Annotated in this window: 18 protein-coding genes and 1 pseudogene; 13 read left to right on the top strand and 6 right to left on the bottom strand. The window is 72.5% G+C overall.

Going from position 1 to position 18784, the window contains the following annotated elements; translation table 11 throughout:
* Positions 1-20: 20 nt before the first annotated feature.
* Positions 21-323 carry a hypothetical protein gene (locus ACFVT2_RS31455; protein ID WP_390023366.1) on the top strand — a complete coding sequence of 101 codons (303 nt, stop codon included), beginning with the start codon at positions 21-23 and terminating at the stop codon, positions 321-323.
* Between the two features lie 18 nt (positions 324-341).
* Here ACFVT2_RS31455 and ACFVT2_RS31460 read toward each other — a convergent pair whose 3' ends face one another.
* Entirely contained in the window at positions 342-653 is a 312-nt protein-coding gene (locus ACFVT2_RS31460; RefSeq protein WP_390023368.1) for a hypothetical protein, read from the bottom strand.
* Between the two features lie 114 nt (positions 654-767).
* The gene (locus ACFVT2_RS31465) at positions 768-1661 is read right to left on the bottom strand and encodes an aldo/keto reductase (RefSeq protein ID WP_390023371.1); all 894 of its coding nucleotides are present in this window, start codon (positions 1659-1661) and stop codon (positions 768-770) included.
* 485 nt (positions 1662-2146) lie between these two features.
* On the opposite strand from ACFVT2_RS31465, the gene tnpA reads away from it, so the two are divergent.
* The 3 genes and pseudogenes from tnpA to ACFVT2_RS31480 form a co-directional block, all read left to right on the top strand.
* Positions 2147-2593 (top strand): IS200/IS605 family transposase, encoded by a 447-nt coding sequence (gene tnpA, locus ACFVT2_RS31470; RefSeq protein ID WP_390023464.1) that lies wholly within the window; start codon positions 2147-2149, stop codon positions 2591-2593.
* The gene (locus ACFVT2_RS31475) at positions 2577-3794 is read left to right on the top strand and encodes an RNA-guided endonuclease InsQ/TnpB family protein (protein WP_390023374.1); all 1218 of its coding nucleotides are present in this window, start codon (positions 2577-2579) and stop codon (positions 3792-3794) included. The genes tnpA and ACFVT2_RS31475 overlap by 17 nt, the downstream gene beginning before the upstream one ends.
* A 44-nt stretch (positions 3795-3838) precedes the next feature.
* A pseudogene (locus ACFVT2_RS31480) lies at positions 3839-4099 on the top strand (TSUP family transporter); the annotation flags it as partial.
* A gap of 108 nt (positions 4100-4207) precedes the next feature.
* Here the strand turns inward: ACFVT2_RS31480 and ACFVT2_RS31485 are convergent.
* Together ACFVT2_RS31485 and ACFVT2_RS31490 are read right to left on the bottom strand one after the other, a co-directional pair.
* Positions 4208-4495 (bottom strand): hypothetical protein, encoded by a 288-nt coding sequence (locus ACFVT2_RS31485; RefSeq protein WP_390023376.1) that lies wholly within the window; start codon positions 4493-4495, stop codon positions 4208-4210.
* Positions 4496-4564: 69 nt separating this feature from the next.
* Positions 4565-4930 carry a cupin gene (locus ACFVT2_RS31490; RefSeq protein WP_390023378.1) on the bottom strand — a complete coding sequence of 122 codons (366 nt, stop codon included), beginning with the start codon at positions 4928-4930 and terminating at the stop codon, positions 4565-4567.
* Positions 4931-5247: 317 nt separating this feature from the next.
* Between ACFVT2_RS31490 and cutA the strand changes: the two genes are divergently transcribed.
* Together cutA and ACFVT2_RS31500 are read left to right on the top strand one after the other, a co-directional pair.
* On the top strand, positions 5248-5619 hold the full coding sequence (gene cutA / locus ACFVT2_RS31495) for a divalent-cation tolerance protein CutA (RefSeq protein ID WP_390023381.1): 372 nt from the start codon (positions 5248-5250) through the stop codon (positions 5617-5619).
* 190 nt (positions 5620-5809) lie between these two features.
* Positions 5810-6784, top strand: coding sequence for a trypsin-like serine peptidase (locus ACFVT2_RS31500; protein WP_390023382.1), 975 nt, complete (start codon positions 5810-5812; stop codon positions 6782-6784).
* An 88-nt stretch (positions 6785-6872) separates the two neighbouring features.
* On the opposite strand, the gene ACFVT2_RS31505 is transcribed toward ACFVT2_RS31500, so the two are convergent.
* On the bottom strand, positions 6873-7565 hold the full coding sequence (locus tag ACFVT2_RS31505; RefSeq protein WP_390023384.1) for a vancomycin high temperature exclusion protein: 693 nt from the start codon (positions 7563-7565) through the stop codon (positions 6873-6875).
* Between the two features lie 199 nt (positions 7566-7764).
* Between ACFVT2_RS31505 and ACFVT2_RS31510 the strand changes: the two genes are divergently transcribed.
* Both ACFVT2_RS31510 and ACFVT2_RS31515 read left to right on the top strand, forming a co-directional pair.
* Complete coding sequence (locus ACFVT2_RS31510) at positions 7765-8220, top strand: gamma-glutamylcyclotransferase family protein (RefSeq protein WP_390023386.1); 456 nt, start codon at positions 7765-7767, stop codon at positions 8218-8220.
* A gap of 108 nt (positions 8221-8328) precedes the next feature.
* Entirely contained in the window at positions 8329-9339 is a 1011-nt protein-coding gene (locus tag ACFVT2_RS31515) for an adenosine deaminase (RefSeq protein ID WP_390023388.1), read from the top strand.
* A 19-nt stretch (positions 9340-9358) separates the two neighbouring features.
* Here ACFVT2_RS31515 and ACFVT2_RS31520 read toward each other — a convergent pair whose 3' ends face one another.
* Entirely contained in the window at positions 9359-11512 is a 2154-nt protein-coding gene (locus tag ACFVT2_RS31520) for a molybdopterin oxidoreductase family protein (protein ID WP_390023390.1), read from the bottom strand.
* Positions 11513-11673: 161 nt separating this feature from the next.
* On the opposite strand from ACFVT2_RS31520, the gene ACFVT2_RS31525 reads away from it, so the two are divergent.
* The 5 genes from ACFVT2_RS31525 (at position 11674) to dnaG (ending at position 18523) form a co-directional block, all read left to right on the top strand.
* Positions 11674-12672, top strand: coding sequence for a sirohydrochlorin chelatase (locus ACFVT2_RS31525; RefSeq protein ID WP_390023392.1), 999 nt, complete (start codon positions 11674-11676; stop codon positions 12670-12672).
* Complete coding sequence (locus ACFVT2_RS31530; protein ID WP_390023394.1) at positions 12669-14003, top strand: deoxyguanosinetriphosphate triphosphohydrolase; 1335 nt, start codon at positions 12669-12671, stop codon at positions 14001-14003. Before ACFVT2_RS31525 ends, ACFVT2_RS31530 begins: the two co-directional genes overlap by 4 nt.
* 240 nt (positions 14004-14243) lie before the next feature.
* Positions 14244-15506, top strand: a complete 1263-nt coding sequence (locus tag ACFVT2_RS31535; RefSeq protein WP_390023396.1) for an NAD(P)/FAD-dependent oxidoreductase — start codon at positions 14244-14246, stop codon at positions 15504-15506.
* Between the two features lie 9 nt (positions 15507-15515).
* Positions 15516-16535, top strand: coding sequence for a pyridoxal-phosphate dependent enzyme (locus tag ACFVT2_RS31540; protein ID WP_390023398.1), 1020 nt, complete (start codon positions 15516-15518; stop codon positions 16533-16535).
* 77 nt (positions 16536-16612) lie between these two features.
* A complete protein-coding gene (dnaG, locus tag ACFVT2_RS31545) occupies positions 16613-18523 on the top strand; it encodes a DNA primase (RefSeq protein ID WP_390023399.1) in 1911 nt (636 codons plus the stop codon).
* Positions 18524-18784: the final 261 nt, after the last annotated feature.

Here is an 18784-nt window from a genome sequence, read left to right on the forward strand (position 1 = left end):
CCCCCTGGAGGTTGACGACAATGACCGACGCTACCCCGCGGCTTCTGCCGTGGTCGAGCCCCGACGGCAAGCCCTCCTACGTCCTCGGCGACGGAACCGACATGGTCTCCCGCCTGGCCGACGACGTCGAGGAAGCCCAACTCTTCCTCGCCGACGGTCTGGTCGAGGACGCCCGCCGCCTCCTCGACACCCGGAGCTGGACGGCCGGCGAACTCCACCTCCTCACCGTCGAGTTGACCGAATCCCTGGTGGAGATCCGCCGCATCGCGGCAAGCCGCGGCGCCCGCCTGCGGGCCGCCTGCCCGGCGGATCGGCCGGCCTGACACCGCGGTGGGGGCCGGCTACGCCCCCGCCTCCCGCTGCTGGCGGTAGAGCTCGATGGCCGATTCGGTGGGCAGGTTGGGCACGATGTACGTCTTGCCGGTTTCCTTCGCCACAACGATCTTTGCGCCACCGGGGGGAGGTGGCAGGGGCCGTCCCGCCGCGTCGGTGGGAGTGGGGTATTTCCGGTACACCAGGTACCCGATGCCGAATTCATGGACGTGCAGCGGCACCAGCGAACCGTCCGCGTTCTTCGGCTGTGCATAGTGGCGCGGCGCGATGGCGAGCGCCTCTTCGGGGGTGGTCGGCGGAGCCGGGTTTTCTTGCGGCACGGTCGTCTCTCTCCTTGATGGTGTGGTGCTTCTAACGTCCGCTCCGTCCGCGCTGTTCGGCCCGTCCGTGCCGGCTGGCCCGCCAACGTCGACTGAGCCGTCCGCGTCGTCGCCTCAGTCGTCCGTACTGCCAGTACTGCCAGTACCGTCCCTACCGTCCGTCAGCGCGTCGAGTCGTGCCAACTCCTCCTCCGTGAGGGAGATTCGGGCCGCGGCGAGGTTCTCGTCGAGGTGGTCGGGGGAGCTGGTGCCGGGGGTGGGCAGCAGGGCGGGGGAGTGGTGGAGCAGCCAGGCCAGGGCGATCTGGCCGGTGGTCGCGTCGTGCGCCGCGGCGATCGAGGCCAAGGCGTCCGTGGCAGGGGTTGTGGATCGGCCTCCCGTCAGCGTGCCGTTGCCCAACGGGAACCACGGCAGGAACGCCATCCCGGTCCGCTCGCACAGCTTCAGAACGTCCTCGGAGGCGCGGTCCATCAGGTTGTAGCGGTTCTGTACGGAGGCGATGGGGGCCACCTCGCGCGCCCGAGCCAACTCCGTGGCCCCGATGCTGTCCAGGCCGATGTGGCGGATCTTTCCGGCCTGTTGGAGCTCCAGCAGGGTGCCCAACTGGTCCGCCATGGGGACGTCAGGGTCCAGTCGGTGCAGCTGGTAGAGGTCGATGGTGTCGGTCCTGAGCCGCCGCAGGCTCGCGTCGCACATGGCGCGCAGTTGCTCCGGGCGGCCGGCGATGTGCCAGACGTTCGGGCCGGTGCGGACGACCCCGCCCTTCGTCGCGATCACGAGCCCCTCGGGATACGGGTGCAGGGCGCGGGCCACCAACTCCTCGGCCACGTCCGGGCCGTAGTTGTCGGCGGTGTCGATCAGCGTGACGCCGCGGTCGACGGCCCGCCGCAGTACCGCCAGGGACCGCTCCGGGTCCTCGTGCCGCGGCCCCCAGTACCCGGGGCCGGCCAGGCTAGCTGTCCCGAACCCCAACCGCCCGACGGCCAGCGTCCCCCCGAGGGAGAACACGGGGCGGACGCTGTCGGCGGCACGTGCCCCGGCTGCTGCGTGCGCCTCGGTTGCCGCACGTGCCCCGGCTGTAGCACGGGCCTCGGCTGCCGCGGGCTTCCTGGGCTCGCCGGGCGTCTCGGGGGCCGTGGCGGCGTCGGGTTTCGTCTGGGCATCCATGCTCCGCAGCTTAGGTATCGAGAACTTGGGCATCGAGGCGGCGGCCGGACATCGGGGAGATCAGGCCCCGGGACGACCGGACTCAGGGGAACTAAGACGCCGGGGGCGGATGCTCGAAGCTCCCTTCTGCGCTCCCGTCTGCGTGATATCGCCCCGCCCGACCGATGGCCCCCATCGCCGCTCCCATCAGCCAGCTAGCGGGGGACCCGCGCCTTGAGGCGTGGGGGGAATCGCTTCTCTGGGCTGCTCTGACCTCAACTGTGCCTACAGGTCTGCACTGTTGACCTCAGCTAGATACATGCAGCGTATATAGTGATCGTGTGACTGTGACGCGGAAGGTTCGCCGGTACTCCGGTGGCGTGTACGACTTGGGGCTGCACGTGGTGTGGTGCCCGAAGTACCGCCGCCGGGTTCTCGGTGGTCGGGTCGCGGTCCGGCTGCGTGAGCTGATCGACACCAAGGCCGCCGAGAAGGGCTGGGAGATCATCGCCCTTGAAGTGATGCCCGATCACGTGCACCTGTTCGTCAAGCACGAGCCGAAAGCATCGGCGTCATATGTCGCGAACCAGTTCAAGGGCTTCACCTCGCGTGTGCTGCGTGAGGAGTTCCCGCACCTGAAGTCACGGATGCCCACGCTGTGGTCGTCGTCGTTCTTCGTCGCCTCGGTCGGCGCGGTCAGCGCGGACACGGTCGAGAAGTACATCGACACCCAGTGGGAACGCCCCTGGACCAAGAAGCAGAAGGAGGAGGCTGACCGTGCATCGGGCGTATAAGTTCCTCCTCCGGCCCACTGCCCGCCAGGCACAGGCCCTGGCCGAGATGCTGCGCGATCACTGCTCCCTCTACAACGGAGCCTTGCAGGAACGCCGCGATGCCTACCGGCACGTCTCCAAGACGAGCATCAAGTACGGGCAGCAGTCCGCCCAGCTCAAGGGAATCCGGGCGTTCGACCCCGAGCGGCAAGGCCGCTGGTCGTTCTCCTCTCAGCAGGCCACCTTGCGCCGCCTGGACAAGGCATTCGCAGCGTTCTTCCGGCGGGTCAAGGCAGGGGAGAAGCCGGGCTATCCCCGGTTCCGGGGCGTGAACTGGTTCGACACCGTGGATTTCCCCAAGGATGGCGACGGCTGTCGGTGGGACTCCACCCCGCATGACCCCGTGACCCGTCTCCGGCTGCAAGGTGTCGGGCACGTCCGCGTCCACCAGCACCGGCCGGTGAAGGGCCGCGTCAAGACCGTCAGCGTCAAGAGTGAGGGTGAGGGTAAGCAGTGGTACGTGATCCTCGCTTGTGACGAGGTATCCGCCGAACCGCTCCCCGCCACCGGTGCCGTGACCGGCATCGACATGGGCCTTGCCCACTTCCTCACCACATCCCAGGGCGCGCACATCGCCAACCCCCGGCACGGCAAGCGCAACGCCGATGACCTCGCCGAAGCTCAGCGCGCCCTCAAGGTGTTCCCCCGCCGCAAGCGGGAGAACCGATCGGCGAAGCACCGCCGGGCGGTGGAGAAGGTCGCGGGGCTACACCGCAAGGTCCGGCGACAGCGCACGGATCAGGCGCACAAGACCGCGCTTGCGCTGGTCCGCACCTACGACGTGATCGCACACGAGCTCCTGAGCATCGCGAACATGCTCCGCGCGCCTAAGCCCAAGCCCGACCCCGAGCAGTCCGGCAGCTTCCTGCCGAACGGCGCGGCGGCTAAGGCCGGACTGAACAAGAGCATCCACGATGCGGGTTGGGGGGTGTTCCTGGGAATCCTCGCGCACAAGGCTGAAAGCGCCGGTCGTGTTGTGATCCCGGTGGACCCCCGCAACACCTCCCGCACCTGCCCCGCCTGCGGGCACGTGTCCGGTGAGAACCGCACCACCCAAGAGAAGTTCGAGTGCACTCAGTGCGGGCACACCGCCAACGCCGATCAGGTCGGTGCACTCAACGTCGCTATCAGGGCCGGGCTGGCCCTTCCCGACGTGGCCTAGCCACCGACAGGAGAAGCCCTCCGGATTTATCCGGAGGGAGGAGTCACATGGACCTGGTCGCCTCGTCCGCCACCGCCAAGGTCATCAACGTCTGCACCAACATCGGCGCGCTGACGATGTTCGCCATCCAGGGCACGGTCCTGTGGCAACTGGGCGCGCTGCTCGCCCTCTTCAACCTCGTCGGTGGCGCGGTCGGCGCCAGGATGGCCCTCAAACGGGGCGTCGGCTTCGTCCGCGGCGTGCTCGTCTGCGTCGTCATCGTCCTCCTCTGCAAGCTGGCTTACGACCAGTGGTTCGCCGCCTGAGGGGCAAGGGCGGGTTAAGGGCGGGCCCAGGACAAGGGCAAGGCAAGAGGCAACCCGCCTGTCAGAAACGCCAGTTGTCTGGCCGGGGCATCTCCCGGGCGCCGGGTATCAGGGCCGTGAGGCGGGCCAGCGCCCGATAGTGCGCGGGGTGTCGGTCGATGTCCGGTATCTCCAGGTGCTGAAGCTCTGGACGATCTTCAGCCCGGGGTGCAGTCGGGCGATCTCCGCTGGCCCTCCGCCCCAGTGGAGCGTCGAGCCGGTGCGGACGATCACGGTGTCGAGGCGCGCCGCGCGGACCGCGAACCGACTGAAGGAGTCGAACGCCGGCCCGCCGCCGGGCGCATGGGTCATCAGCCGGCAGAACGAATCGGTACATGGTTCGATGGTACGGAACATTCAGAAAAATGTGAAGTGCGGGAAGGTGCCCAGTTCTTGGCTCGCCTCCGGCCGCTGTTGCCGCTGCCGTCAGGTCCGGACCGCCGCACTCGCCGCGACGCCCCGGGCCCGTTCGCGCACCTCGGTGACGGCCGTCAGCAGCACCACGGAGTCCTCAAGCGCCTGTAGGCCGTGTCGGGCATGGGGGACCGCCGCGACATGACCGGTGGTCAGCACCTGGCCGCCGCCCGGGCCGGTCAGCCGGACCCGGCCGCGCAGCACCTGAAGGCTCGCCGCCGGCGGTGCGTTGTGTTCGTCGAGCGCGGTACCGGCCAGCAGCGCGATCACGGTCTGCCGGAGTGGCCCGTCGTGCACGAAGAGATGGGCGCTGCGTCCGTGGGCGGAGGCCCTGGCGTCGTCGAGCTGGTCGCGGACGAGGGTTTCGAGATTCACCATGGCGCGCGCCTTTCGGGTGTGGACCGGCTTTCGGGCCGGGGCCGACGGCAGGGCTCCCCCCTCCATGGTTCTCCGCGCCCCGCACGGCGCAACCGGGACGTTCCCCGGCGGTCGCGGCGAATCCGGAGGCAACGGGGCAATGGGACGTCCGGGTGCTTGCCGGCAAGGGGCGGCCCGCCGCGCGCCAGTTGATCACCACGGTCCGTACGATGCGAGGCGATCCCTTGATCGAAAGATTGAAAGATCGACGGGCCGGAGAACCGAAACGTGCGACCCACCAGTCCCACACCCACCCCGACCGCGAAGGCTGTGTAACCGTGGCCGACCCCACCGCCCTGAACGAACCCGCAGCCCCTGCCCCGGCCGGGCCCCCGGCGCGCTTCCTGACCGTGCTGACCACCACGGACAGCGAGCAGAAGGCCGAGCGGCTGGCCCGCGGCGCCATCGAGGGCCGACTCGCGGCGTGCGCCCAGATCAGCGCGCCGGTGACCTCGGTGTTCCGTTGGGACGGCGCCGTGGAGACCAACCAGGAGTGGCAGGTGCTGTTCAAGACGGCGAGCGCGCGCTACGCGGCGTTGGAGGCGTACCTCCTCGACGCGCACGACTACGAGACCCCGGAGATCATCGCCACCCCGGTCACCCACGGTGGCGCCGGATACCTCGCCTGGGTCGCAGAGGAGACGAGCTGACGTGCCGAGGACAACCGACCTGCGGAGGACAACTGACGTGTCGAGGGCGGCTGACGTGCGCAGGGCAGTTGCCCTGCCGAGGACGGCTGGTGTGCAAAGGGGCGTTGACGTACTGAGTACGGCCGCCGCGCGGAGTGGAGGCGACGGGCAGAGAGGGGCCGACGGCCGGTTGCGCCGGCGGGGGAGGGTGGTGACCCTCGCCCTGGGTATGGCCTTCGGCCTCGCCACCTCCCCGGTGAGCCACGCGACCGACAAGGACCCCGGTGCCCACGGCACCCAGTCCACCTTCAGCCACCAGTCCCGCCCCCGCGCCACCTGGACCAGCAAGGACGCCAAGGCTTTCTGGACCCCGCGGCGGATGGCCGCGGCGGCCCCGCCCGAGCGCGGCACCGGGAAGCCCGCCGCGACCTCCCCAACGGCGCCGACCGCCGAGCACTTCGACGGGATCCCGTCCGTCGGCGTGCTGTTCTCCGTCGACGGAGAGGCCGGCGAGCACCACTGCACCGCCAGCGTGGTGCACAGCCCGCACGGCAACCTGATCCTCACCGCCGGGCACTGCAACCCGGGAGCCCGCGCCGCGTTCGTCCCCCAGTACCAGTCCGGGCAGGAATCCCAGCCCTACGGGGTGTGGGCCATCGAGGACACCTACGCGTACTCCGACCGCGGTACCACGGGTGGCGGCGCCGACCTCGACTTCGCCTTCGCCACCGTCGCCCCGGACGACTCCGGTCGGCACATCGAGGAGGTCACCGGCGGCAACGTCCTGACCGCGACGCCCAGTTACCGCAACCAGGTCAGCGTCATCGGCTACCCCAGCGTCCACAGCGACCCGGAGGACCGGGCCGTGCGCTGCGACACCACCACCCAGCAGTTGGCGGGCACCCGCCAACTCCGCATGGAGTGCAACGGGTTCTACGGCGGCACCTCCGGCAGCCCCTGGTTGACCGGCTACGACCCGCGCACCCAAACGGGCCGCGTCATCGGCGTCATCGGCGGCGTCAACGGCGGCGGCCCCCAGGGCCCGCACAGCGACCGCATCTCCTACAGCCCGTACTTCGGGAAGGAGATCCTCAGCCTCTACGACCACGCCACCAAGGCCCAGGAGACCCAGGGCCAGGAGGAGAGCGACCAGGGCCCGTCCGGTGGATCAGGGGCGGATGGGTAGGCCCTGGCTGTACTGCCCTGCCGGACCCCGGCTCACCGGACAGGCCCCGGCGGTCCCGCGTCCGAGGGGAGGGCCGGGGAACGGCGCGCTAACGGAGCGCCGCCGTCAGGCCCTTCTCCTTGGGGCCGAGGAAGTGCGGATCGGGTCGCAGCACCGCCTCCGCGGTCGCCTTGCCGGCCGCGAAGATCTCCCGCACCCCGCCGTACGCCCAGGTCACGTCGTGGTTCGCGGCGACCCCGACCCCGTACGCGTCGATCCCGGCCGCCGCGCACAGCGCCAGCGCCCGCCGGATGTGGAAACCCTGGCTGACCAGCACCGCCCGGTCCACCCCGAAGATGCGGTGCGCGCGCGTGCAGGAGTCCCAGGTGTCGAAACCCGCATAGTCGCTGACGATCTTGCGGTCCGGGACGCCGTGTTGCACCAGATAGCCGCGCATCGCGTCCGGCTCGTCGTAGTCATGACGGCTGTTGTCGCCGGTGACCAGGACGGCGCGGACCCTGCCGTCCTGGTAGAGGCGGACGGCGGCGTCCAGCCGGTGGGCGAGGTACGGCGAGGGCTCGCCGTTCCACAGGCCGGCGCCGAACACCACCGCCACCGGGGCGGCCGGCACATCGGCGACTGTACGGACGCGCGGGCCGGCGCTGGCGTTCAGCCAGGTCGCCGGCAACAGTGCGAGCACCGCCAGCGCCACGACCACCTGGAACGCCCGCCGCTGCCCGCGCCGGCTCCGCGGCAGCCGTACGCGCCGTATCCACCCCAGACGCCCCCGCGGCCCCCGCATGCCCTGCCCCCGTTCCCCCGGTGCCCGCCGCTCGCCGCGCCGGGACCGTCCCCGTGATCGATGTCGCATGCTGCGACGTGCCGCCGGCTGGCATGGTTGCACTGGGAGGACCGCCGTCGGCAACGTCACAACCGGTCGCGCACGGTCGGCGACGCCCCCGTCGACAACACCGCACCGCACCGCCCGTGGAGGGGCCACGATGACCAACCAGGCCGAGCGCCTGCCGTTCTTCGTCTACGGAACGCTGCGCCCCGGCGAGACCAACTACGCCCGCACCCTGCGCGGCCGGACCGCCACCGAGGAACCGGCCCGGATATCCGGCGCACTGCTCTACGAGGGCCCCGGATACCCGTACGCCACCGCCGGGCCCGCCCACGCCGTGGTGCACGGCGAGCTGATCCACCCCCGCGACGCCGACTACGACGCCGTCCGCACCGCACTGGACCTGCTGGAGGGCTACACCCCGGGCGCCCCGGAGGGCACCGGCAACCTCTATGAGCGGGTGGCCACCGAGGCGGTCCGCCCGGACGGCCGGACCGTCCGGGCCTGGGTCTACCTGGCGGCCGAACCGCTCGCCACCCGCCTACGGGCCACCGGCACCCCCGTCGCCGGCGGCCACTGGACCGGCCGCGCCGCCCGCAAGTCCCCCCGATAGCCTGGACGACTCGTCCCGTACGGGCGACTCGTCCCGTACCGGGCGCGCCGCTCCGCACGGTCCGAGCAGGAACCCCGTCCCGCAGCACAGCAGAACAGGTGTGACCCCGTGCCCTCCAAGCCCCCGAGCACCCCCGCCCACCGCCCCCTCCCCAAGGCCGAACTGCACCTCCACATCGAGGGCACCCTGGAGCCCGGCCTGGCCTTCACGCTCGCCGAACGCAACGGCGTCCCCCTGCCCTACGCCACCGAGGACGAGCTCCGCCGCGCCTACTCCTTCGCCGACCTCCAGTCCTTCCTGAACCTCTACTACGCGCTGATGGAGGTGCTGCGCACCGAGGACGACTTCGCGGACCTGGCGCACGCCTACCTGGCCCGCGCCAAGGAGCAGGGCGTACGGCACGCCGAGATCTTCTTCGACCCGCAGGCGCACACCGCCCGCGGCGTCCCCCTCGGCACGGTCGTCAACGGCCTCTCCCGGGCGCTGGACGCCGCCCCGGAGACGTACGGCATCACCACCCGCCTGATCATGTGCTTCCTGCGGGACGAGAGCGCCGAATCGGCCCTGACGACCTTCGAGGCGGCCCGCCCCTACCTGGACCGGATCACCGCCGTCGGCCTGGACTCCGCCGAGGTCGGCCACCCGCCGTCGAAGTTCCAGGAGGTCTTCGAGCTGGCCCGGGAAGCCGGCCTCAAGTGCGTGGCCCACGCGGGCGAGGAGGGCCCGGCGGCATACGTCTGGGAGGCGCTGGACCTCCTCGGCGTGGACCGGGTCGACCACGGGGTGCGCTGCATGGAGGACGAGCGCCTGGTCGCCCGCCTGGTGGCCGACCGGATCCCGCTCACCGTGTGCCCGCTCTCCAACGTGCGGCTACGGGTCGTCGACGACCTCGCCGACCACCCCCTGCCCGCCATGCTGGACGCCGGGCTGCTGGTGACCGTCAACTCCGACGACCCCGCCTACTTCGGCGGGTACGCCGACGACAACTTCACCGCCGTACGGGACGCCCTCGGCCTGGACGAGGAGACCCTGCGCACGCTCGCCCGCAACTCCTTCCTGGCGTCCTTCCTGGACGAGGAGACCCGCGCCGCCTACCTGAAGGAACTCGACGCCTGCTGACCGACGGGCCCGGGCACCGCTACCCCTCCCACCGCTCGATCCGTACGGCGCACACCTTGAACTCCGGCATCCGGGACACCGGGTCGAGCGCCGGATTGGTCAGCGTGTTGGCCCGGCCCTCGCCCGGCCAGTGGAACGGCATGAACACCGTGTCCGGGCGGATCGCCGGGCTGACCCGCGCCGGCGCCACCGCCCGGCCGCGCCGGGAGACCACCGCCACCGGCTCGCCGTCGGCGACGCCCAGCCGGTCCGCGAGCCGCGGGTGGAGCTCGACGTAGGGGCCGGGCTCGGCGGCGTTCAACGCGGCCACCCGGCGGGTCTGCGCGCCCGACTGGTACTGGGCCAGCACCCGGCCCGTGGTCAACACCACCGGATACCCGGCGTCGGTCTCCTCGGCCGCCGGACGGTGCGTGACCGGTACGAACCGGGCCCGGCCGTCGGGCGTCGCGAACCGGTCCAGGAAGAGCCGGGGCGTGCCGGGGTGGGCCGCGACCCCCGCCGGCTCCTCGCGGGCCGTCTGCGCCCCCGCCACGGCCTTGGCCGGGCCCGCGGGGCACGGCCAGAACACCCCGTCCTCCGCCGCGATCCGCGCGTAGGTGATCCCCGAATAGTCCGCCGGACCGCCCGCCGACGCCCGCCGCAGCTCGTCGAAGACCTCCTGCGGGTCGGTCGGGAAACCCACCCGGTGCCCCAGGCGGGCCGCGAGCCCGCCGAGCACCTCAAGGTCCGTACGGACCCCGGGCGGCGGGTCCACGGCCCGGCGGCGCAACAGCACCCGGCCCTCCAGATTGGTCGTCGTCCCCGTCTCCTCCGCCCACTGGGCGACCGGCAGCACCACGTCCGCCAGCTCCGCCGTCTCGGACCGCACCACGTCCGCCACCGCCAGGAAGTCCAGCGCCCGGACGCGCCCCTCCACATGGGCGGCGTGCGGCGCCGACACCACCGGATTGGAACCCATCAGCAGCAGCGCCCGGATCTCCCCGCCCAGCGCGTCCAGCAACTCGTACGCGCTGCGGCCCGGCCCGGGAAGCGTCTCCGGGTCCACCCCCCACACCGCCGCCACGTGGCGGCGCGCCGCCGGATCGTCCAGCCGCCGGTAGCCGGGCAACTGGTCGGCCTTCTGGCCGTGTTCACGGCCGCCCTGGCCGTTGCCCTGACCGGTCAGGCAGCCGTAGCCGGACAGTTCCCGGCCCGCCCGCCCGGTGGCCAGGCACAGGTTGATCCACGCCCCTACCGTGTCGGTGCCCTTCGCCTGTTGTTCCGGGCCGCGTGCCGTCAGCACCATCGAGGACGGCGCATCGCAGAACATCGCGACGGCCTCACGGAGTTGCGGCACCGACACCCCCGTGAGGCGCTCGACCAACTCCGGCCAGTGCGCCATCGCGGCGGCCCGGGCCGCCGGCCAGCCACTGGTGCGTTCGGCGACGAACTCCTCGTCCGTACGGCCCTCGGCGACCACCAGGTGCAGCAGCCCCAACGCCAGCGCCAGGTCCGTGCCCGGGCGCGGCGCCAGATGCAGATCGGCCTGCTCGGCGGTGCGGGTCCGGCGCGGATCGACGACGATCAACCGACCGCCGTTCTCCTTCAGCTCGGTCAGGTAGCGCAGCGCCGGCGGCATGGTCTCCGCCAGATTGGAGCCGACCAGCAGCACGCACCCGGTACGCGCCACATCCGCCAGCGGGAACGGCAACCCCCGGTCCAACCCGAACGCCCGGCCCTGCGCCGCCGCCGCCGACGACATGCAGAACCGGCCGTTGTAGTCGATCTGCGACGTGCCGAGCACCACCCGGGCGAACTTCCCCAACGCATACGCCTTCTCGTTGGTCAGCCCGCCACCGCCGAACACCCCGACCGCGTCCCGCCCGTACGCCGCACCGGCCCGCCGCAGCCCGTCCGCGACCCGGTCCAGAGCGGTGTCCCAGTCGGCCGGCACCAACTCCCCGGTCGCCGCATCGCGCACCAGAGGGGAGTCCAACCGCGCCCCGGGGGCCAGCAGTTCGGGCGCGGTCCGCCCCTTGCCGCACAGCGCGCCCCGGTTCACCGGGAAGGCGGTCCGCGCCACGACCTCCACGGCCGGGCCGTCCGACCCGGTGGCGGGCCGCAGTCCCATGCCGCATTGGAGGGCGCAGTAGGGGCAGTGGGTCTCGACCGTGGCGGCATCGGCGGCATTCATGCCGGCCAGCGTGGAACGGGCGTGTTACGCCGGTGGGTCGCCCCGGTTTCCGGCCCGCGGCGGACTCCTCCCACAGGGTGGCGAGCCCGGAGCGTCGCCGCGGTACACGGAGTTCCCCGACGGGAAACAGCACCGCAACGACCACCTGCCAGGCTCGGCCCATGACGGCGCCGACAGCGAACCACCCCACCCCGGAACCGAGCCCTTCCGCCGCCCCGCCGGCCCCTGCCCAGTACACCCCGCCCGCCGCCCAGTACACCCCGCCCGCCGCCCCCCTGGGCGCCGCCGGCCTCGCCTCCGAGATCACCGCCGAACTCAGCAGCCGGCTCCGCACGGTCCGCCTGCACGGCTTCCGCCACCCCACGGCACCGCCCCCCGCCCTGGTGGCCGTCGCCCACGGCAGCCGCCACCCCGGGGCCGCGCCCACCGTGCGGGCCCTCCTCACCCGGATCCGCGCACTCCGCCCCGGCCTCCCCGTCCACCTCGGCCACCTCGAACTCGACCGGCCACTGCTCACCGACACCCTCGCCGAACTGCGCGACGCGACCGACGCGACCGGCCCGGTCGGCTCGGCCGGCGAGGTCGTCCTCGTACCGCTGCTGTTCGGCCACGGCCACCACGTCACCCGGGACCTGCCCGCCGCGCTCGCCGCCGCCCCCCACCTCACCGGACGGATAGCCGCCCCCCTGGGCCCGCACGCGCTCCTGGTGGAGGCGCTGCACGCCCGGCTCCTGGAAGCCGGCTTCCCCACCGGCCCCCACCACGGCGGCCGCCCCGCCGTCGTCCTGGCCGCCGCCGGCTCCCGCGCCGCCCGCTCCGCCCGGGACACCGCCCGCACCGCCCGCCTGCTCTCCGCCCGCCTCGGCGGCGTCCCCGTCCTGCCCGCCTACGCCTCCGCCGCGTCCCCGACCGTCCCCGAAGCGGTCCGCACACTGGTCGACCGCGGCCACCACCCCCACGACATCGCCGTCGCCGGTTGCTTCGCCGCCCCCGGCCACTTCGCCGACCGGTGCGCGGCCCTCGCCCCCGGGCCCGCCGCCGCGCCCCTGGGCGACCACCCCGCGCTGGCCCGTCTCGTACTGCACCGCTACGACCAGGCGCTCTCCGCACGTACCGGATCCGGCACCGAGGGCATCAGGGCGGCTACCGTCGCGGTATGACGGGCACAACACGGGCAACCCCTCCCAGTCCCGGCCAGGACCCGCACGCGGCGCTCCCCGGCTACACCGCGGCGGACACCGAACGCTGGGTCCCCGAACCGGACAAACGTCCCGGGCGCACCGCCTTCCAACGCGACCGCGCCCGGGTCCTGCACTCCGCCGCACTGCGCCGGCTCGCCGGCAAGACCCAGGTCGTCACCCCCGGCAGCGCCACCCAGGCATGGGACGCCAGCCCGCGCACCCGGCTCACGCACTCCCTGGAGTGCGCCCAGGTGGGCCGCGAGCTGGGCGCCGCCCTCGGCTGCGACCCCGATCTCGTCGAGGTCGCCTGCCTGGCGCACGACCTCGGCCACCCGCCCTTCGGACACAACGGCGAACAGGCCCTCAACGAGGTCGCCGCCGCCTGCGGCGGCTTCGAGGGCAACGCCCAGTCGCTGCGCCTACTGGCCCGTCTGGAACCCAAGCGGTTCGTACCGTCCCCGGACGGCGCCACGGTCAGCGTCGGACTCAACCTCACCCGCGCCACCCTGGACGCCGCCACCAAGTACCCGTGGCCGCGCGGCGCCCACCCTGACGGGCCCACCGCCCCGAAATTCGGCGTCTACGCCGACGACCAGCCGGTCTTCGAGTGGTTCCGGCAGGGCGCCCCGCCCGCCCGGCGCAGCTTCGAGGCACAGGTCATGGACTGGTCCGACGACGTCGCCTACTCGGTCCACGACGTCGAGGACGGGCTGCACGCCGGCCACCTCGACCCCAACGTCCTGCTCGCCGACCCCGAGCGCGCCGAGATCTTCGCGGTCGCCGCGGAACGCTACGCCCCCGGCGCCGGCGAGGCGGAGCTGGCCGCCGCACTGGACCGCCTCCTGGAGCAGGAGTGGTGGCCACACGGCTACGACGGCTCGGCGCTCGCCCAGGCCCGCCTCAAGGACGCCACCAGCCAGCTGATCGGCCGGTTCTGCCTGGCCGCCGAGGGCGCCACCCGGGCCGGCCACGGGAACGGGCGGCTCACCCGCTACGTGGCGGAGCTGGTGGTTCCGGCCGAAACCCGGCTGGAATGCGCCGTTCTCAAGGCCGTCGCCGACCGCTACGTCATACAGCGCCCCGACCAGGAAGCACTCCGCGCCGACCAGCGCGTGGTGATCGCCGAGCTCGCCGAGGCCCTGCTCGCCCGTGCCCCCGACGGCCTTGACCCGCAGTTCCGTTCACTTTTCGACGCGGCCCCCGACGACACCGCCCGCATGCGGGCCGTCATCGACCAGATCGCCGCGCTCACCGACGCCTCGGCACGTACTCTTCACGCCCGCCTCACGCGTCCCCCTGGTAACCGTTAGGGCAACCCTGGGTGACCCTTGGGGGGAGGCCCCTCTTCCCCCCTCACGCTCCGTGCGGGACGCTCGTCCCCGCACGGATGCACGGACGCACGGGAACCCGAAACCCGAAAACGGTCGAAACACATCAAAGGAACGAGGAGGAAACGGGGGGCACCGGAAACGGGGCAGCAACGGGGGAACCAACGGGGGCGCTCACGGACGCGGACGCGGACGTACGGCACCGCAACGAGGAGGAAGCAAGTGGTCGACACGCACCAGACGTTCGTCATCGTCGGGGGTGGCCTGGCCGGAGCGAAGGCCGCGGAGACGCTCCGCGCGGAAGGGTTCACCGGCCGGGTGATCCTCATCTGCGACGAACGCGACCACCCCTACGAGCGGCCCCCGCTCTCCAAGGGGTACCTGCTCGGCAAGGAAGAACGGGACAGCGTCTTCGTCCACGAACCCGCCTTCTACGCCCAGGCCCGGATCGAGCTCCACCTAGGACAGCCCGCCGTCCACCTGGACCCCGCGGGCCGCACCGTCCGCCTGGGCGACGGCACCCTCATCGCCTACGACAAGCTGCTGCTGGCCACCGGCGCCGAACCCCGCCGCCTGGACATCCCCGGCACCGGCCTGGCCGGCGTGCACCACCTCCGCCGCCTCGCCCACGCCGAACGCCTCCGCGGCGTCCTGGCCTCCCTGGGGCGCGAGAACGGCCACCTGGTCATCGCCGGCGCCGGCTGGATCGGCCTCGAAGTCGCCGCCGCGGCCCGCTCCTACGGCGCCGAGGTCACCATCGTCGCCCCCGGACCGACCCCCCTGCACGGCATCCTCGGCCCCGAACTCGGCGCCCTCTTCACCGACCTCCACAGCGACCACGGCGTCCGCTTCCACTTCGGCGCCCGCCTCACCGAGATCGTCGGCCAGGACGGCATGGTGGTGTCGGTCCGCACCGACGACGGCGAGGAACACCCCGCCCACGACGTGCTCGCCGCCATCGGCGCCGCCCCCCGCACCGCCCTCGCCGAACAGGCCGGCCTCGACGTCGTCGACCGCGCCGACGGCGGCGGCATCGCCGTCGACGCCGCACTGCGCACCTCCGACCCGTACATCCACGCCGCCGGCGACGTCGCCGCCGCCGACCACCCCCTCCTGGACACCCGGCTGCGCGTCGAGCACTGGGCCAACGCCCTCAACGGCGGCCCCGCCGCCGCCCGCGCCATGCTCGGCCAGGACGTCAGCTACGACCGCGTCCCGTACTTCTTCTCCGACCAGTACGACCTCGGCATGGAGTACTCCGGCTACGCCCCGCCCGGCTCCTACGACCAGGTCATCTGCCGCGGCGACGTCGGCAAACGGGAGTTCATCGCCTTCTGGCTCAGGGACGGACGGGTCCTGGCCGGCATGAACGTCAACGTCTGGGACGTCACCGAGCCCATCCAGCAACTGATCCGCTCCGGCGCCCCGTTGGACCCCGAGCGACTGGCCGATCCCACCATTCCCCTGGACTCCCTGCTCACGTAACGTGCCCGTATGAGCCCTGGCCCCACGAGCCCCACCAGCTCCACCGGCAGCGCCGTCCCCGGCGGAACCGGCGCCCCGGCCGTCACCCTCGACGACGTCCGGGACGCCGCCCGCCGGCTGTCCGGCGTGGCCCACCACACCCCGGTGCTGCGCTCCCGCACCCTCGACGCGCGGACCGGCACCCAGGCGTTCCTCAAGTGCGAGAACTTCCAGCGGGTCGGCGCCTTCAAGTTCCGCGGCGCCTACCACGCCCTCTCCCACCTCACCCCCGAACAACTCACCCGCGGCGTCGTCGCCCACTCCTCCGGCAACCACGCCCAGGCCGTCGCCCTCGCCGCCCGGGAACGCGGCACCCGCGCCGTCATCGTGATGCCCACGGACGCCCCACGCTCCAAAAGGGACGCCACCGCCGGCTACGGCGCCGAGATCGTCACCTACGACCGCTACACCGAGGACCGCGCCGCCATCAGCGGCCGAATCGCCCGGGAACAGGGCCTGACCCTGATCCCCCCGTACGACCACCCGCACGTCATCGCCGGCCAGGGCACCACCGCCCTGGAACTCATCGAGGAGACCGGCCCGCTCGACGCCCTCCTGGTGCCCGTCGGCGGCGGCGGACTGATGGCCGGCGCCGCCACCGCCGCCACCGCCCTGGCCCCCGGCATCCGCATGATCGGCGTCGAGCCGGTGGCCGGCGACGACACCCGCCGCTCCCTGGCCGCCGGCCACCGCGTCGCCGTCCCCGTCCCCCGCACCATCGCCGACGGCCAGGCCGTCGATACCCCTGGCGAACTGACCTTCGCGATCAACCAACGGCTGGTCGACTCCGTGGTCCTGGTCACCGACGACGAGATCCGCGCAGCCATGGCCTTCGCCTTCGAACGACTCAAGATCGTCATCGAACCCAGCGGCGCCAGCGCCCTCGCCGCCCTGCTCGCTGGCCACCTGGACCACCCCCCGGCCCGTACCGGCGTGATCATCTCCGGCGGCAACATCGGCCTGGACCGCTTCCGCGAACTGCTCGGCTGACCCGGCCCCACCGCCCCATCCGCCCCCGGCGGACGCACCCGCAGGGAACTGTCGCACCCCCACCGTAGAATTCACCCGTGGCAGGCAGGATCAACGATGACGATGTGAAGGCGGTACGGGACGCGGTCCCGATCGACGCCGTCGTGTCCGAGTACCTCCAGCTCCGCAACGCCGGCGGTGGCAACCTCAAGGGCCTGTGCCCCTTCCACGACGAGAAGTCCCCGTCCTTCCACGTGAGCCCCGCCAAGGGGCTCTACCACTGCTTCGGCTGCCAGGAGGGCGGCGACACCGTCGACTTCGTCATGAAGATCGACCACCTCTCCTTCGCCGAGACCATCGAACGCCTCGCCGCCCAGGCCGGCATCACCCTCCGCTACGAAGAGGGCGGCTACACCCCCGGCCGCCAGCAGGGCGAGCGCACCCGCCTGGTGGAGGCCCACAAGGCCGCCGCCCAGTACTACACCGACCAGCTCGACAGCCCCGAGGCGGAGATCGCCCGCCGGTTCCTCGCCGAGCGCGGCTTCGACCAGGACGCCGCCGGGCACTTCAGCGTCGGCTACAGCCCCGCCGGCTGGGACCACCTCACCCGCTTCCTGCGCGGCCGCGGCTTCACCGACCAGGAACTGATCCTCTCCGGCCTCTCCCAGGAGGGCCGCCGCGGCCCCATCGACCGCTTCCGCGGCCGCCTGATGTGGCCCATCCGCGACATCTCCGGCGAGGTCGTCGGCTTCGGCGCCCGCAAGCTCCGCGACGACGACAACGGCCCCAAATACCTCAACACCCCCGAGACCCCCCTCTACCGCAAGTCCCAGGTCCTCTACGGCATCGACCTCGCCAAGAAGGAGATCGCCAAGACCAGCCGCGCGGTGGTCGTCGAGGGCTACACCGACGTCATGGCCTGCCACCTCGCCGGGATCACCACCGCCATCGCCACCTGCGGCACCGCCTTCGGCGAGGGCCACATCAAGATCCTCCGCCGGCTCCTGATGGACAACTCCGGCTCCGAGGTCGTCTTCACCTTCGACGGCGACGCCGCCGGCCAGAAGGCCGCCCTGCGCGCCTTCGAGGACGACCAGAAGTTCGCCGCCGAAACCTCCATCGCCATCACCCCCGGCGGCATGGACCCCTGCGACCTACGGCTCGCCAAGGGCGACCAGGCCGTCGCCGACCTCGTCGAGTCCCGCACCCCGCTCTTCGAATTCGCCCTCCGCCACGTCGTCTCCCGGCACAACCTCGACACCCCGGTCGGCCGCGCCGCCGCCCTCGACGAGGCCGCCCCCATCGTCGCCCGCATCAAGAACAGCGCCATCCAGCACGAATCCGCCGTCCAGCTGGCCGGCATCCTCGGCATCCTGGACACCCAGTTCGTCGTCCGCCGGGTCTCCCAGCTCGCCCGCTGGGCCCGCGACCGCGGCCGCGACGGCGGCCCCGGCCAAGGCCGCCCGCCTCGCCGCGACACACCCCCCACCGCCGAGCCGCAGCGCCTTGCCCCCGGCGGCCCCGCCCTCAACCTCCGCAGCCCCGCCCACCGCGTCGAGCGAGAACTCCTCAAGCTCGCCCTGCAACGCCCCGACCTGGTCTCCCCGACCTTCGACGCCTACGGTGCCGACGAGTTCACCGCACCCCCGTACGTCGTCGTCCGGCAGTGCATCGAGGAGGCCGGCGGCGCCACCGCCGGAGCCACCGACGGCGACTACCTCGCCCGGGTGCGCGCCGCCGCCCCCGACGACACCGTCCGCGCCATGATCACCGAACTCGCCGTCGAACCACTGCACACCCGCCGCGACCCCGACGAGGCATACGCCGGCGTCCAGTTGGTCACCGTCCGCCTCGCCGCCGTCAACCAACGCGTCACGGAGATCCGCGGCACCCTCCAGCGCCTGGACCCACGCGCCGACCCCCAACAACTCACCGCCGTCCAGAACGAACTCTGGGTCCTCCAGCAGTACGGCCAGTCCCTCCGCGAACGCGGCGCCGCCGCCCTCTAGGACGACACACCGACCCGCACCCACCGCACCGGCCCTGGCCCCCACCCCGCACCGACCGGCCCCACCCGCCCCAGGAACCCCGCCGCCCCCCGCCGGCACCTCCCGGTAGCCATTCGGTCACGGACCGGACTCAGAAAGTGCTCGCACGCCCCTCGTGGCGGACATGTGTCGTACTCCACACTGAGGAGCGGTGCCGCAAGTCCCCGGAGCGCGGCACATCCGGCCGTACGCGCCGCCGTACGGGCCGTGAGCCCCCGCGCA

This window comes from Streptomyces sp. NPDC058000 (assembly GCF_042886435.1).
Classification (GTDB): Bacteria; Actinomycetota; Actinomycetes; order Streptomycetales; family Streptomycetaceae; genus Streptomyces.

Coding starts and splice junctions, on each gene's coding strand:
- ACFVT2_RS31455 (WP_390023366.1), top strand. CDS start 21: ATGACCGACGCTACCCCGCGGCTTCTGCCGTGGTCGAGCCCCGACGGC.
- ACFVT2_RS31485 (WP_390023376.1), bottom strand. CDS start 4,495: ATGTTCCGTACCATCGAACCATGTACCGATTCGTTCTGCCGGCTGATG.
- ACFVT2_RS31490 (WP_390023378.1), bottom strand. CDS start 4,930: ATGGTGAATCTCGAAACCCTCGTCCGCGACCAGCTCGACGACGCCAGG.
- ACFVT2_RS31505 (WP_390023384.1), bottom strand. CDS start 7,565: ATGCGGGGGCCGCGGGGGCGTCTGGGGTGGATACGGCGCGTACGGCTG.
- ACFVT2_RS31510 (WP_390023386.1), top strand. CDS start 7,765: ATGACCAACCAGGCCGAGCGCCTGCCGTTCTTCGTCTACGGAACGCTG.
- ACFVT2_RS31520 (WP_390023390.1), bottom strand. CDS start 11,512: ATGAATGCCGCCGATGCCGCCACGGTCGAGACCCACTGCCCCTACTGC.
- ACFVT2_RS31525 (WP_390023392.1), top strand. CDS start 11,674: ATGACGGCGCCGACAGCGAACCACCCCACCCCGGAACCGAGCCCTTCC.
- ACFVT2_RS31530 (WP_390023394.1), top strand. CDS start 12,669: ATGACGGGCACAACACGGGCAACCCCTCCCAGTCCCGGCCAGGACCCG.
- ACFVT2_RS31540 (WP_390023398.1), top strand. CDS start 15,516: ATGAGCCCTGGCCCCACGAGCCCCACCAGCTCCACCGGCAGCGCCGTC.